Source organism: Saccharopolyspora sp. SCSIO 74807, assembly GCF_037023755.1.
In the GTDB taxonomy this organism is placed as follows: Bacteria; Actinomycetota; Actinomycetes; order Mycobacteriales; family Pseudonocardiaceae; genus Saccharopolyspora_C; species Saccharopolyspora_C galaxeae.
In genome coordinates this window covers 811,386-827,688 of the sequence record NZ_CP146100.1, presented here as the reverse complement: position 1 = coordinate 827,688, position 16,303 = coordinate 811,386, and the positions used below count along the sequence as shown (strand labels likewise).

Annotated in this window: 1 protein-coding gene (running past one end of the window); it reads left to right on the top strand. The window is 71.1% G+C overall.

Features of this window, described 5'->3' with window-relative positions:
- The first annotated feature begins 34 nt into the window (after nucleotides 1-34).
- Nucleotides 35-16,303 carry the beginning of a hypothetical protein gene (locus V1457_RS03515; protein WP_338600136.1) on the top strand. The gene runs 31,872 nt beyond the window's last position, so 16,269 of the gene's 48,141 nt are visible here — the first part of the coding sequence; it begins with the start codon at nucleotides 35-37; its stop codon lies off the right edge, out of view.

The following is a 16,303-nucleotide window of genomic DNA, read 5'->3' as shown; positions in this document are numbered from 1 at the left end:
ATGACCGGTCGCGCCCACGAGGAAGGAGGTCTCTGTGAGTGGTTATGACGAAACCAACGACTTGCCGGACGGCTTGCAGGACTTCCTCAAGGGCACGATCGGCATGGAGCTGCCGGAGGGCAATGAGTTCGGCCTTCGGAACATCAGCCAGGCGCTGATCCAGTACGCCGATACGTGCCGGGACACGGCGGACCGGTTGGATTCGTTGTCGGGGGAGATCGACGACGTCTTGGACGGCGAGTTCGCCAAGCAAGTGGTCGACAAGCTGGGCACCACGTCGCCGGAGGCCCTGCGTGGGCAGGAGCAGTCGGCGCGCGATCTGGGCAGCCAGGCCAAGGATGCCGCGGCGGACATCGAGAAGACGCGGATCATGTTCATCGCCATGACGATCATGGTCGCGGCGGAGGTCGCGTATCTGCTGTCGACCCTGATCCTGGCGCCGCTGGCGGGTGCCGTCATCGCTACTGCCCGCGGCGTGATGCAAGTCGGATTGCAGCAGCTGATCAAGCAGATCGCGTCGCGCACGGCATCGGTGGTCAGCAAGATCCCCACCGCGCTGCGAGGTGCGAGCACGCAGGGCGTGGCCAAGGAAATCGGCAAGCGCGCGTGGACGACGGCGAAGTACGCCGCGGGCGGTGCGGCTTTCGGTACGGCGTTCATGGCCGGGATGGACGGTGGTATTCAGCTCGATCAGAAGAACAAGGGAACCCGGGACAAGATCAACAAGGAGTCCATCAAGGGTTCCGCGATCGGCGGTGCGATCGGTGGTGGTGCCGCAGGTGCGGCTGCTGGTGCGGCGCGGTCGGTGGCGGTGCGGGCCGAGGCGAAGCTGAGCCAGGGGCCGCGCGAGTTCAACAAGAAGATCGACAGCTTCAACTCTCAGCACGGCACGAATTTCGCGAAGGTGCCGGAGCGGCCGAACGCGAAGAGCGTCCGCGAGTTCAACAAGAAGATCGACGACTTCAACTCCCAGCACGGCACGAATTTCGCGAAGAAGCAGGAAGGGGCGGACTGGCCCCCCGGGATGCGCAAGCTGGGCGGGATGGCGGATGCCTCGCTGCAGATGCTGTCGGTGCCCGCGAGCAACCCGCTGGTGTACCTGGCCACCGACGATCATCACGGTGGTGCTGCGGACGGCATGTTCGGTGCCTTCGCGCGAGGTGGCGCGGGCGGCCGAACGGGCGGGGCCTCGGGGGAGGCGTCGTCGCGTGCGGACGCGAGTGCGCAGGCCGCGCTGGATGCGACGAATGCGGTGACGCAGGACGGGAAGTTGAAGATCCCGGAGGTGGCATCCTCCGGCGATGCGCTCAGCACGACATCGAGCGACCTCAGCGGCTCGACGCTGGACGGTGGTTCGGACTTCTCCTCGGACGCCGAGACGCTGAACGGGGATGCGGATCGTGCTTCGACGGTTTCGCAGGGGCCTGACGACGGCGCGGTGAGTTCGCCCGGGGACGCGCCGGTGACGACGTCCTCGGACGGGGCAGGCACCGCCGACGGCGATCCCGGTGGCAGCACCGAGCCGAGCGGCTCGCCTTCGCGCTCGGTGAGCGATTTCCTCGGTGGCGCGAACACCGAGGACAGCACCGTCTCGTCCGGTCAGGGCGAGACGATTTCGTCCGCTGATGCTCCGCCGCCTTCGGGCGCGCACGAGCCGAGTCAGCAAGCCGGGGGCGTTGCTCCCGGTGCAGCGCACGGTGGCGCCGCGCCGGGTCAGGGCGGCGCTTCGGGTGCGGCTGCCGGCCCGGGCGCGCACGCACCCGGGAGGGGCGGCGCAGCTGTTGGCGGCGTGCCGCCAGCGAGTGCTGCCGGTCCCGCTGCGCCGAGTGCCGTTCCGCCGAGCACCTCGTCGACGGGCCCGGGGCCATCCGGCCAGTCGGTCCAGCCGGGTTCTGCCACCCAGTCCGGGCCTGCCACGCAGTCCGGTTCGCCCGCACCGTCCGGTCAGCAGCCCGGTGCGACCCAGCCCGGTGCGACCCAGTCCGGTGCGACCCAGCCCGGTACGACCCAGCCCGGTACGACCCAGCAGGCGCAGTCCGGCCGGCCGGAGGGCGACACCGCGAACGGACGGCAGCCGGACCACTCCGGCGAGCGACCGCAGAGCACCGAAACCGCCGAGGGAACCGCGACCGCGAACGAGCAAGCACGCCCGGACGATGCCGCTGCGCCCGGCCGTGCCGACGCGCAGCCGGACGCCGACAACCCGACGGGTGAGCAGGGCACCCTTCACTCGGCTGGGGAGGACGCGCCGACACCGGAGTCCGGCGATCGCCCCGAACAGCCTGATGTTCCAGCGCGGGACGAAGAGGCCATATTGGACGGTGCGCCGCCGCTGGCGGAACGTCCCGAGAGCTCCGATGTTCAGCGCAGCGAGCCGGAGGCACCGGCGCGAACCGATGAGTCCACATCGGATGGTGCGGTCCCGGACGGGGAGCGGCCCGCGGACCAGTACGGCCGCACCGACGACCGGGGCGAGCCGGTTCCGGGCGGCGAACCGCTGGAGAACGGTGAACCGGCGCCGACCGGCTCCGTGCCGGGTCAGTTCCACCAGTCGCCGCAGAATCCGGGCCAGCTGCCCGCAGGGCAGTCCGCCCGCGGCGGTGCTCCCGATCCGGGTGTCGACCAGGGCCGCACCGCGCAGCAGGACCCGCGGGCAGCGTCGTCCCGGCCGGACACCACGGTTCCGGGCCCGCGCACCGGCGGTTCGGCCGACGCGCCCGCGGCGAACCAGCCGCGGCAGACCAGCTCCGGCCCTGCGTCCACATCGGACGCTTCGAATCCGGCGACTTCCTCCCGCGGCCCCGCGGCCGACACCGCTCGGCGCGATGCCGCGGACGACGAGCAGGGCCCGAATCTGGTTCCGCCCGATTCCCGCGCCGCGGGCGAGACCACGCAGCCCGAACACGACGGCACCACCCAGCAGCGGCCCGCGGACCCGCCGCGGCACGACCCGCCGCCGTTGTTCGCGTACCTCGCGGGCGGTTTCGAGCATTTCGTGCCGCCCGCGGAGCTTTCACGCCATGCCGGCGATGCCTCCACCGCGAACCGCCTGCGGATTCCCTCGGGCGACGTGATCGGGCGCAACCGGTCCCTGGTGCACGGCGGTGTGGCCGCGCAGCGGCCGGTCGTCAGCGCTTGGGGAAGCTCCACCGGTACCGCGTTCACCCGCGGCCCCGTGCCGGAGGGGGCTACCGGGCCGGTCGGCGACTCGCCGCGCGAGCCCGGTCCGGGCTCGCCGGACGCGGAGGGCAACGCGCGCACGGACGACGGCGCGCACGACCCGAACCGGCCGGCCGAAGACCCGGCGTGGCGGCGTTCGATGGCCAGGTCGGCGCCGTGGTTCGATCCGCAGCCGGATCCGCTGCGCCCGGACGAGTGGGAGCACCTGCGGGGCGCTCTGCCGGACGCCACGGTGCGGACCACTTGGCGGCTGGCCACGATGAACGGCAGCTACCTTCCGGGACAACTCCGCTACGACTGGCGCCGGATCGAGGTCCGGCCCGGTCGTTTCGTGCAGGAGTTCACGTTCAAGGCGGGGTTGGAGACCGAGCAGCAGCTGAAGCTGTTGGAGCTGACCGACGACCTGGAATTGCTCCGCGCGCAGCACGCGGACAACCGGGTGACCCGGACCGAAGAGGTCCTCGACCGGCTCCGTGCGGAGTCGGCCGACACCGCTCGGATCGAGCGTGCGCAGGCCCGCCTCGAAACCCGCCGGAACGAGGCCGCCGAGCAGTGGAAGACGGCTCGTGCGGCGCACGCCGAAGTAATGCACCGGCAGCAGTTGATCGACGACATGAAGCAGCAGACCTGGCTGCGGATGGATGCGCTGGTCAACCGGGGCTATCGGATGCCGGGCTCCGGTGATCAGTTCCACTTCCGGGTGGAGTTCTTCGACGATCCGGCGCAGGGGCATGCACCGATCGAGCTGAGCAGCGACCCGGCCACCCGCTCGCACATGAGCCTCTGGAACATGCACGAGGCCGGAGACGTCTTCGTGCACGAGCTCCTGCACCGCCTCGGCATACCCGACGAGTACGCCGAGGCCCCGCCGTTCCGGGTCGGCAGCAGGCGCACCGCGGACGGCCAGGTGTGGCCGGAATACACCGTCAACCTGCACGTGAACGGCGACGCGCACTTGGCGCCGTACCGCGACGAAGTGGCCGCGGCCGAACGCGACGCCGCGGAGCTGACGGAGGTGGCCGAGCAGGACCGCCAGTACGCCGAATTCCTCGGTCCGCGACCGGATGCCGGGTCCGGCGACGCCCCGCGCCAGGTGATCGACGCGCACGACAGGGCGGCCGCCGCGCAGCAGCAGGCGCAGCGCAAGCAGGAAGAGGCGGCGCAAGCGCGGCAGCGGCTCGTGGACGAGCAGCACAAGGTCGAGCAGCTGCGCGCCCGTGCGGTGGACGGGGTCGAGAAGTTCTACCGGCCGGACCGGATGAACAACAGCAACGATCCGTCGGCGGGCTACTTCGTCAAACTCGAGCTGGACAACGGTCAGCCGATCTCGGACAGCATCGGGATCACCATCGAACCGGACTCGACCGGCGACCGCTCCTCGTGGGGCATCGACGAGGACGGGACCCGCATCGCCCGCAAGGTCGGCCGGACCCTGGGGCTGGACGACGGATTCCTCGGGCAGCTGGAGAACGGCGCGGTCGACGGCAAGGTGCCGCGCCCGGACGGCGCGGACGAGCGGCGGGTGCTGAACCGGGCTGATCCCCCCATGCCGCGGGACACCGCCACCGGCCGGCCGCATCGAGCGCAGAACATGCACGTCCCCGACGACGGGTTGATGGGCACCAATCCCAAATCCTTCCTGCCGCGGCACCTGTGGCGGATCCAGGACGTCGCGCACAGCCAGGGATTGCGGCCGGACATGGCGATACCGGGTGCCGAGCGGCTGGCCAGGCGGGTGGACCACCTGCTCTCCCGCGAGCAGGTGGATTCGGACGCGGTGTTGACCGAGCTGGGCAAGGCGGGCGGCGATCCGGCGGCGGTGCAACAGCTGCGTACCGCGTTCCTGGACGGCACCGGCGAGCCGCTGGACGCGATGCTGCAGCTGCACTTCGGTGACGACGCGCTCAGCCGCGCGCAATGGCGCGCCGAGGACGCCGCGAACGGCAAGCCGGACGCCACCGTGTCGGCGCAGCGGCTCGAACAGCTGCTCTCCCGCGATCAGGTCAGCGAAGAAGCGGTGCTGACCGAGCTGGGCAAGGCGGGCGGCGATCCGGCGGCGGTGCAACAGCTGCGTACCGCGTTCCTGGACGGCACCGGCGAGCCGCTGGACGCGATGCTGCGGCTCGATCTCGGTGACGAGGGATACCACCGCGCGCAGTGGCAGCTGGAGTTGGGCGATCCCGCCACGCTGCAGAGCCTGGACGAGGCTCCTCCGTCCACTCCGGACAGTCAGGAGGGGCGGGGCTGGCGCAGCGGCAACCCGCCGCGGCACGACCCGCCGCCGCCACCGTTCGCGCACCTGCTGGACAGCGCCGGGCAGCCGCCTACCGCCCGGCCGCCCCGCGATGGCGCGGACGGCTCGGCGCTCGAAGTGCCGGCGGGTGGCCGGAACCGGGCCGGTTCCGGGCCGTACGAAGGCGTTTCCGGAGTGATGGGCGGGGCGCAGTCCGCGCAGCGACCGGTCGAAGGCGCAGCCACGGGGACCTCGTTCACCCGGCAGACCACGCTGGACGAGGACGTCCGCGGTGCCGCGGAGCGGGGCTACGGCAAGCTCTCCCCGGCCGCCGCGCGCAGCGCGCTGGACGCCACCGGCGCGCTGCTCAGCGACGCGCGGGCGCGGCCGGATACGGTGCCGACCTCGCTGTGGCAGGCCATCGCCTACCGGATGGCGCAGCAGGAGCACGGTCGCGCGCAGGAACTCGTGCAGCGCTACCAAGCCGACCCCGACTCGCTGACGTCCGACGGCGGGCCGCACCGCACCGGGCGCCCGGACGTCGATGCGGCGCAGTCCGGCCAGAACCGCCCGCAAGACGCCGAACGGTCGCCGGAACGCAACGGCGACGATGGTGCGGGCCGCGACGGCGACCGGCAGGACAACAGCGGCGACCGGCAGGAAACCAGCGACAAGCCGGAAACCCCGATGTCCGCGGACGAGATCCGCGAAGCGCTGCCGGAGTACATCCGCGACGGCCAATCGCTCGGCCCGCTCACCCCGATCGGCGCGACCCGCAGGCCCGAGCTGTCCGGGGAGAACACCCGCGACCTGCCGTTCACCGGCCCGGACGTGGTGGCCTCGCTGAACAAGCTGCTGCCCGGGAAAGCGGGCAAGTGGGAGGACGTCCACCTCGCGCAGAAGCAGATCGACAACGAGCCGCAGTCGCTGGTCGGCGAGGGCGACACCTTCATCGTGCGCAAGGGCGGCGAGTACTACGAGCTGGGCGTCAAAGCCACGCCGCTGTGGGACCGGGTGCGCCCGATGAAGACGGTGCTGGACGCCGATATGCGGGCGAGGACGATCCCGGTCAACAACATCAGCGACTTCACGCTGGCCGACCGCAACGACCTCTCGCGGGACGGGACGTTCAGCCCGCAGCTGGCCTACACCGCGATCCCCGGCCTGTACCTGTACGTGAACCCGACCGTGCCGTTCACGTACTCGGAAGGCGCCACGTCGAAGCACACCGGCAAGTTCGGCGCCAGCAACAGGTTCGACCTGAAGAACCTGCAGGACGTGGAAGTGCCGATGCGGTTCGACTTCACGTTGCGCGGCAAGCACGGCGAGCGCGTCATCCCCAGCGGGGTGCTGCCCGATGTGGACCCCGCGACGCAGCGGTTCCGGCCGTTCACGATCACCGACGTCGGCAACGTGGCGCTGCGAGTGCCGGTCGGGCTCGACAGCGGGAGGTGGCTCGGGAACCTGCTTGCGGCCGAGTACGCGCGCGGCGACAGCTACGCGTCGCCGCTCGACGCCGGACGGCTGGAGAACCTCGGTGCCGCGGGCGTGCACCGGCTCGGGCAGCTCGGCGACGCCGGGCGGCGGGCGATCCGCGACAGCAACGTGACCGGCGCCACGATCCACATCAAGCCGTCCCGCGGATCGTTCTTCGAGCAGGTCAAGGCGCGGCTGGACCGGAAGTACTCGCAGGAGACCGATGTCGGCGCGCACGGCCGCCCGGTGCTGGCGAACTTCCTGCACGGCAGCAACATCGCGGCCCTGCTGCCGAAGATGGCGGTGTTCGACGGTGCGCACCCGCAGGACGGGTGGACCCGGATCGACGACGAGATCTACCGCGGGCGGGGACTGTCGAAGTTCCGCACCCAGCCCGGCACCCGGGTGGAAATGCGTGCCGTCGCCAAGTGGATCAAGTTGGCCGGCGAGCAGCCCGACCTGCGCAACCGCAACGCCGGGATCAGCAACTCCGGCCGCGCGGAGACCCGCAGCGCGGGCCGCGGCGGCGGGGTCAACGTCGTGGCCGGTCCCGGCGGCGAAGTGCTCGGGCACCGCGCCATGGCCGGGCCGAACGTCGGCTTCAGCCGCGGCGCGAACCACGCGCAGGAGGTCAGCGGCTCGACCGAGGTCGCGAACACCCTGGAGAAGACCGGTGACACCGTCGGCCAGCAGCTCGCCTTCGAGATCCAGGTGCGCGAGCTGGGCGGCCGTCCGTTCACCTTGGACGGTCTGTTCGTCGCCGACATGCTGGGGGATCTGCCCAGCGGCCGGGAAGCGGGGCTGTTCGACGGCACACCGCTGGCGGCCCGGCACCAGCCGGGCGAGTTCCGCTCCGGTGCCGACCGCACGCACTTCCTGCCGGAGTCCGTCGAGAACGGACACGCCTTCGTCGGCGACCTCGCGGAGTTCCCGGTCGGGCGGGAACTGCACGACCGGCTCGCGGATCTGCTGCGCGACGTGCCGCTGCGCGGGAAGCGGCTGGACAGCAACAAGTTCGTGGGGCGGTTCGACGACCCGGACTTCGCGAAGGGGCTGTCCGCGAGGATCTCCGAGGCGCTCAAGCGGGAGCAGGACCTGGCCGGTGTGCTCGCCGATGAGCAGGTGTTCCAGCAAGTCGCGCCGCTCCTGCTGGGTGAGGGGCTCTACTTGCCGGTGTACGCGAAGGAGTTCGCGCACGACTACGTGTCGATGATCCGGTTGTCGATGGATTTCGACAACGTCCGGGACGGCGATCCGCTCCAGGTAGGTGCGCGGGACGACGAGGCGAACGGCGACCCGGCCGCGGACAACGGCAGCAGGACCGGCGACACCGCGGACACCGACGGCGAGGCGAACACCGACGGCGCGGCGAACACCGCCGACACCCCCGCGAACGGCAGCAGCAAGACCGGTGCTCAGGGCCGGGTCCACACGATCCAGAAGACGACCGAGAAGATCGGGGCGAAAACCAGCCGGTCCACTTCGTGGAGCGCGATCGGTGGCTTTCAGACGCGGTTCTACTCCGCGCTGGGCGGCGGCCTGAACGTGCTCTTCGGCGGCTACCGCACCGATTTCACCCGCAGTCATCGGCAGGATTACGAGTCCAGCAAGCAGACCGTCGCCGAAGGCAAGCGGGCGGCCGGGAGCCTGCAGGCGAACGGCAAGGTCGATCCGCAGCCGCTGCGGGAGTTCCGCGCCGATTTCCACCTGAGGGCCGAGGTGCTGTCGTACGTGCGCCCCAGCGAGGGGTTGCGCCGCGTTCTGCCGCAGCGCCCCGGCAGGGACGTGCCCAAGTTCCAGGCGCTGACCGCGGGCCTCCCGCTCGACCTGCCGCCGGAGCAGCACGGGCGGCACCGCAAACTGGCGAATCCGGCCGCGCCGATCACCAGCACCGTCGATGCCCGGTTCGTGGTCCCGGAAAGCCTCGTCTCCCGCGGCCGGCTCGGCGATGCCGGCGACGTCCCGCACTCCGAGCAAGCCGCCCGCGGCACCGAGGAGAGTCCCCAGTCCGAGCACGCAGGGCAACCCGAGCAGGTGGGTGACCGGACCGGCGGGTCGCAACGCGCCGACGCGGACTCCCCGGAACCGGTCATCCAGCAGCTCGGTGATCCGCCGCCGCTGAGCGAGCTGCCCGCGGGCGCCACCCGCAAGCTGGACTACGCCCGGCTGGTCGGCTTCCAGGGCGGCGAAGTGCTCGGGAAGATGGCCCAGGACCTGCTGAAGCGGGTCACCAACGACGATCCGATCGTGCGCTTCCCGGTCCCGGAGATCGTCCGCCCGGTGCAAGCGATGATCAACCCGCGGCGGATCGAGGCCGACCCGCAGCGGTTCAGCAGGCCCCGGACCGCGGAGCTGTCCTACCAGCGGGCGCGCGCCAACCTGCACGTCTCGATGGCCACCACGCTCAAACCGGTGCTGGACGATTCCGCGCCGGTGACCCGCAGCGAGTACGAGCTGATGTCCCGCGAGCTCACCGCCAGGAACAAGGTGGGCCATGCGCGGGGCTGGAACGTCACCAGCGCCGGCTTCGTGGGTTCGGTGTTCCTGGGCTACCTGGGCGGTTCGCAGCACGACGGGCACCTCGCGCAGGGCCAGGGGATCGGCGTGGTCAACACCTCGCCGTACAGCACGTCACGGGGCGCGGAGACCACGCGCGGTGTGGAAAGCGGCCATCGCACGCGGATCGAGAACCCGCCGCAGCCGGTGTACCTGGCGCGGGTCAAGGTGCACGCGGGCATGGTCGCCGAGGGCAGGTACCGGGGGAATCTGGACCCGTTCAACTGGTTCCCGGACCGCTCCGGGGTCAGGCGGCGCGGCAACATCGCCGAACTGCCCGGCACTCAGCTCATGTGGCTGACCAAGGACCAGCTCGACGAGTTGCGGCCCGGTCTGCCGGAACAGGACGGCACGGCCGCTCCGGACGCGCCGGTGCGGCCCGGCGAGCCCGCGGAAGCGGGCCCGTCCGAACCCCCTCCGCGCGCCGAACAGGACGGGCCGGCCGAACCGCCGCTGCCGGTGCCGCCCGCGCTGGACCCGCAGCGCGCCGTCCGGCCGTCGTTCGGCCTCGGCGGGATCATCGACCCGGTCGACCTGCGCGACCAGCTCGGCCAGGTGCGGACCAGCCTGGCCGAGCGCTACGGCACGGACGTCGCGCAAGCCCTGCTGCCGCAGGATTCCGCCGGCAACTGGCACCAGAACCAGGACCTGCTGAACACGCTGCTCAGCGACGTCAACGACGCCGCCAAGCAGACCATGAACGGCGGCGAGCGCACCGAGCTGCGCTACGAACGCCGATTCCGCGGCAACACCTACCACTTCGCGCTGGAAGCGGAGTTCGCCCCGCACGGCGACGGCAAGCTCGTGCACGCCAACAAGCTGAAGGTCACCAACCTCGCCACGCCGAGCGTGGAAAAGAAGGCGAACCGCGGCCGGACCATGTTGAGCACGATGCTCGGCGCCCGCCTCGGCGGCCGCGGCAGCGAGATCCGTACCGGGCCGGAGCACCACCCCAGCTACGGCGCGGCAGGTGCCGGGGGAGCTCTGCAGAGCCGATGGGGCTTCCGCAAGCGGACCGGCACCGAGACCGAGGAGACCGGGCTCGAGCACTCCGCCGAAACCATCGGCCCGGTCGCCGAGTACGGCGGGGACCTGCGGCTGAAGCTGCGAGTGGGGCGCAACGAGGAGAGCTTCACCGACGCGGTCGCGGTGGACCGGCCGGTCGCGGTGACCAAGCTGCTCGAGGAATCGCTGCCTGCGCCGGAGAGCCGGTACGGCCAGGTCACCCGCCGCGGCCGTGTCCCGGAGGCGGAACACACGCCGGAAGCGCTGGCGGACTGGCAGGAGCAGGGGCACCCGCAGCCCGTGCCGGACAGCCAGTGGGGCGAGCACTTTTTCGGCGATGTCCAGGAAGTGGTCGACGCCGCCCGCGGCGCGCTGGGCGACACCGGAATACGCGGCAGCGAAGAGCTCAGCCGAACCTTGACGTCGTCGATCACTCTCGCGCAGGTGCTGGCCGGACTGCCGGTGGGCGGATTCAACGTTCCGCTGCACGGGCTGGGCCGGACGCTGGAGGTGCGCGTCCGTTTCCCGGACGCGCCGAAGTTCGGCAGCACCAGCGACGCGGTGGAGCTGCTCAACAAGATCAAGCCGAAGATCGAGCGTAGTTCCGAACTGGAAACCGGACACACCAGCGAGGTGCGCCAAACCGAACCGTGGGGCATGGGCGGTGAGCGCCACGCGAGCGACCGCCACGCATTCGGGCAGCACTCCGGCTACTTCGCCCGCGACCTGATGGCGCTGTCCTCGCGGGACCCCGCCAAGCTGACCCAGACCGGCGAACTGCATTCCTACGAAGCGGAGCGCCAGCCCACCGCGGATTCGGTCATCCACAACGAGGAGACCCTGACCCGGGCGCTGCTGAACAACGTCGAGTTCCGCGTGGTCGCCAGGGAGAACCCGAGCGGGATGCCGCTGGTCGGGTCCGTGGTCGACGGGTGGCGCGGCTTGTCCACCGGTGCTCGGGACGTCGCGTTCCGGGACGCCTACGTCAACCGGATGTACAACGACGTGGCCACCGAACACACCGGCCACACCTTGTCGCCGGAGCTGGCGCAGGCCACCAAGGACCTCAAGGAGAAGGGCAAGACCTACCGGGAAGCCACGCAGCAGCTCGTTGCGGCCAGGGAGGAGGCCCAGCGACAGGAGGCCCAGCGGCAGGACGGCGGGCAGCGGGACGGCGACTCCGCGCAGCCGGGCCGGGCCGCCGAAGACTCCGCCGGGCGGGACGGCGTGGCCGAAGCGGAGCGGCAGGAGTCCGCGGCACGCTCGGAATTCTGGAAGACCAAGCGGGATTGGGATCGGCTCACCGTCGCGGAGCAGGCCCGCGACGCGCAGGCGCGGGAGCAGGCGCGGCGGGCGCGCCTGCGGGGCGAATCGCCGCCGCAGCGCGACGACCGGCCGGCCCGCCACGACGAGCACCGGCAGCACGAGCCGGGGCGGCCGGCCCGCCGGGGCAACCGCGGCGACTCCCCGCTGTCCGGCTGGCGGGGCTTGCTCGGCGGCGGGCGCCCCCGTCCCGAACCGCTGCCGGACATCCCGGAAGAGAGCGGATTCGAGCTGTCCGACCTCGGCCCCGGTGATCAGCCCGCCCGCGGCGCGGACGAACTGCCCGATCCGCGGAGCCCGCGGGACGATCAGGTTCCTGGCGACACCGAACGGTCCACTTCGGACGGTTCGGGACGGCCGCACGATCCGGATTACCAGGCACCCGGGTTGCTGCCGCCGATCCCGCGGATCGCCGGGGACGGCAGCCTCTCCAGCTGGCTCGACGAGTTGGGCGCCGACGACGGGACGGTGCGCGGTGAGCAGGCCGCGCCGGATTCGCTGACGCCGGACCCGACCCACCGGCCCGCTAGCCCCCAGCGCGTCGAGATGGGCGCAACGGTCCCTCCTTACCGCGCGTTGCTGGACGCGCTGCGGCAGTCGGAGCAGCGCGCCGTGGACGAGGCCGCGCGGACGCTCGGCGACCGCGACGCGCTGAGCCGACCGATCCGTGACACCGGGGCCGGCCGGGACGGCGCGACTACTCCGGACATCACGGCACCGCCCGCTTGGGACCGCGCGGCGACCGAGCGGCTGACCGGACGCGTGGTCCGGATGCTGGAGGACGGTCTGCGCGACCGCCCGGGGGAGCTGCTGCTGACCTCGGTCGACGACCTGGTGCGCAGCCATCCCGACCCGGCGCTGATCTGGAACGCGGCGATCACGCACCTGGCCGAGCACCCGGCTTCCGGCCCGCTGATCGAAGCCGCCACCTTCGTCCGCGAGGAGAACGGCAGGCCGCGGCCCGTCGACTTGCCGCGGCACGCCGCCAACGTGCTCCGCCTCGACGAAGCCGCGCTGTACCAGCGCGGCGGTGAGGCCGGCGCGCTCACCCGCATCGAGAACCCAGGTGCCCCGGTCCCGGACTCCGGTGCGACTCCGCCGGAGTCGATTGTTCCGTTGGGTCGTGGGCGGAGTTTGACGGCTGAGCAGGTGGAGATCGTCGGGCTGCGGGATGGTCCGGGTGGTGAGGAGGTTGGTTTCGGGTTTCCGCATAGTGCTGATGAGGCTGCGGCGATGCGTGGTGCTTTTGAGCATGGTGCGGTTTCGCGGGCGTCGGAGTTGTATGGCGTTCCGGAGGGCGTGAGGCCTGGTGTGGCGGCGGCGCATTTCGCGGATGGTCGGTTCGTGGTGCGTGCGAAGTCTGGGCGGTTGCATTCGCTTGATCATGAGCAGATGGCCGGTTTGTTGTTGAGTGCTGGTCGTCTTGGTGGGGGGTGGTCGCAGCAGCGGCCGTTGTTGTGGTTGAGCTGCAATCTGGGTGATGCGGTGAATTCGGCTGTGTCGCGGGGGTTGCGGGATTTGTTGTCTGCGCATGTCGGTGAGCAGCGGGTCTCGGTCGGTCGTCCGGAGCTGTTCGAGCGCGGTGGTGTCAAGCTCCATGGCGATGCGGGGGTTTCCCGGCTGGGTGATGGTGTGGTTCACCGTGCGGATCCGGCGGAACTCGGCTCGCAGGAAGGACACCGGGTCCGGCTGACCGGCGAACCCGAGATGCAGCCCACGCGCCGTGCGCAGGAAGTCGGCGAAGCGGCGGACCGGATGCTGCGGGACGTCGAGCAAACCGTGCGGCCGGACCGGGCCGAGCCCGCGCCGCTGCTGGGTGAGGACTACTTCGGCCTGCTGCGCCCGCATGATCGGCCTGCCTGGCTATCCGATGTGGACATTTCCGGGCTGACGACCGCGGAGCTCGGGTCGCTGCTGGAGGCGGCCGACCTCACCCACGACGCCCCCGGCTCGCTCAGCCGCGCGGACCTGACGCCCGCCCCGGAGAAGGTGTTGTCGGTGCACCGGCCCGAGCAGACCCGCTCGGACTGGGCGGAGGGCGCGGTCGAACCGCTTCCCGCCGAGCTGGAGATGCCCGCGCTGCTGCACACGGTGTGGCTGGGCGGGCCGGTCCTGCCCTCCGGTGGTACGGCGCCGGTGTGGCACAACTTCGGGGATGCCGCGTCGAAGTACACCGGCGGCACTTCGGTGCTGTGGACCGACATTCCGCGCGCGGATTTCCAAGCCGCCCGGGAAAACCCCGCACCCACCGACGGTTCCCCGGACCCTCATGCCGCGGTGCGGCAGATGTCCGAGTGGGCGCAGCGCAACAACGTGCGCCTGGTCAACATCCACGAGATGTTCCACGCGGATTCCCCGATGCGGCTGGCCGCCCGCTTCAACAGCCAATCCGCGCAGCTGTCCGGCCGCGGGTGGGCCGGTGCCAGCGACATCGCGCGCCTGGAGATCCTCCGCGCGTTCGGCGGCACTTACACCGACGGGGACAACACGGTGCGCGACCCGGACCTGGCACAGGCGGTCGCCCGCACGCCGGAAGCCTGGGCGCTGCTGACGACCAGCAAGAAGCTGATCGGCAATTCGGCGTTCGCGATGCCCCGTCACCATCCGGTGGCGGATTACCTGCTGGAGCACATGGAGCGGAAGTTCGCCGCGACCCAGCGGGGACGGTTCGGCGAGGCGATGGACCTGCCCAACCAGGTCTTCGACGCCCCCAAGATGCGATCCCGCCGGTACTCGGTGATGCAGCGCGGGCCGGATCTGCTGAACGACGTGGCGGCCGCGCTCGGCTACCGGGAGGCAACCGATCTTCCGACGGTGCCCGCGGTGCACCCCGACTCCGCCGGATCCTGGATGAGCGACCCGGCCGAGCAGCAGGGGCCGAGCAGCGATCAGGTCGGGAAGCCGGCGCCGATCCGCGATCCTGCCGGGTCCGCCGACCTGACCCGCAAGGTCATCCAGACGCTGGTGCGCGATCTGCACAATCGCGAGGGGGACCTGCACCGCACCGCTGTGGGCCCGGCTCTCGCGCGGCACGCCGATCCGGACGCGGTGTCCACCGCCGCGCTCCGGTTCATCGCGAACCGTCCGGAGCTGGCCGGCATGGTCCGCTCGATCACGGACCGCTATTGGGCGGACGGCAAGTTCCACGACACGCCTCTTCCCGAGGCAGCGCGCGACCTGTTCGTCGTGGCCCCCACCGGGCACCGGGACATGCTGGCGGAGACGGTGAAACCGGCGGCGGTGCGCACGCCCGCGACGAGCCTGGACCTCGGTCCCGGTGCGGGCGAGCTGCCCGCCGGCGTCCGGTCCGAAGTGGACTGGATGGCGGCGGTTGCCGGGGCGCTGGGGCTGGAGCACGAATCCGGGCCGGGGCCGTCCGTCGAGGTCCGCGGCGACGAGGCGGCCGCGCAGCAGGTCGCGTCGGAACTCCGCGAACGTCTCGCGCAGCACGCGCCGGGTCCGCTCCGTCCCGATGTGGTGGTCGTGCCGGAATCCGGGCGGACGACCGTCGACCTGGCGGTGAAACCGCTCGATCAGAACTGGCAAGCGAAGGTCGACGCGGCGCGCGACATGCCGGTCGAGTCCCCGGAAAGCCGTCCGGAGGCACTGGAAGATCCGGTCCCGCACGATTCGTTCGCCGACCAGAATCAGGGCAGGAACGAGGAGTCCGACAGCGATTCCGACGGTGGCTTTTTCGCGATGCCGATCCGGGGTTCGGGTGGTGAGCAGGCGGCGCGGCGTGATTCGGTCGACTCGGACGGCGATTCCGACGGCGGCTTTTTCGCGATGCCGATCCGGGGTTCGGGTGGTGAACAGGCGGCACGCCGTGACTCGGTCGACTCGGACAGCGACTCCGACGGCGGCCTTTTCGCGGTGCAGCCGAACCGGTCGGTGGAGATGGGGCCGAATTCCGCCGACGGGCCGGAGTCGATCGTTCCGTTGGGTCGTGGGCGGAGTTTGACGGCTGACCAGGTGGACATCGTCGGGCTGCGGGACGGTCCGGGTGGTGAAGAGGTCGGTTTCGGGTTCCCGCACAGTGCCGATGAGGCTGCGGCGATGCGTGGTGCTTTCGAGCACGGTGCGGCTTCGCGGGCGGCGGAGCTTTACGGCGTCCCCGAAGGCGCGAAGCCTTACGCGGCGGCGGCGCATTTCGCCGATGGCCGGTTCGTGGTGCGCGCCAAGTCGGGGCAGTTGCACTCGCTTGATCACGAGCAGATGGCCGGTTTGTTGTTGAGTGCTGGTCGTGCTGGTGGGGCGTGGTCGCAGCAGCGGCCGTTGCTGTGGTTGAGCTGCAACCTGGGTGATGCGGTGAATTCGGCCGTGTCGCGGGGATTGCGGGAGCTTTTGTCCGCGCATGTCGGTGAGCAGCGGGTCTCGGTCGGTCGTCCGGAGCTGTTCGAGCGCGGTGGTGTCAAGCTCCATGGCGATGCGGGGGTTTCCCGGCTGGGTGATGGTGTGGTTCACCGTGCGGATCCGGCGGAACTCGGCTCGCAGGAAGGACACCGGGTCCTGCTGCCCGGCAACACCGAC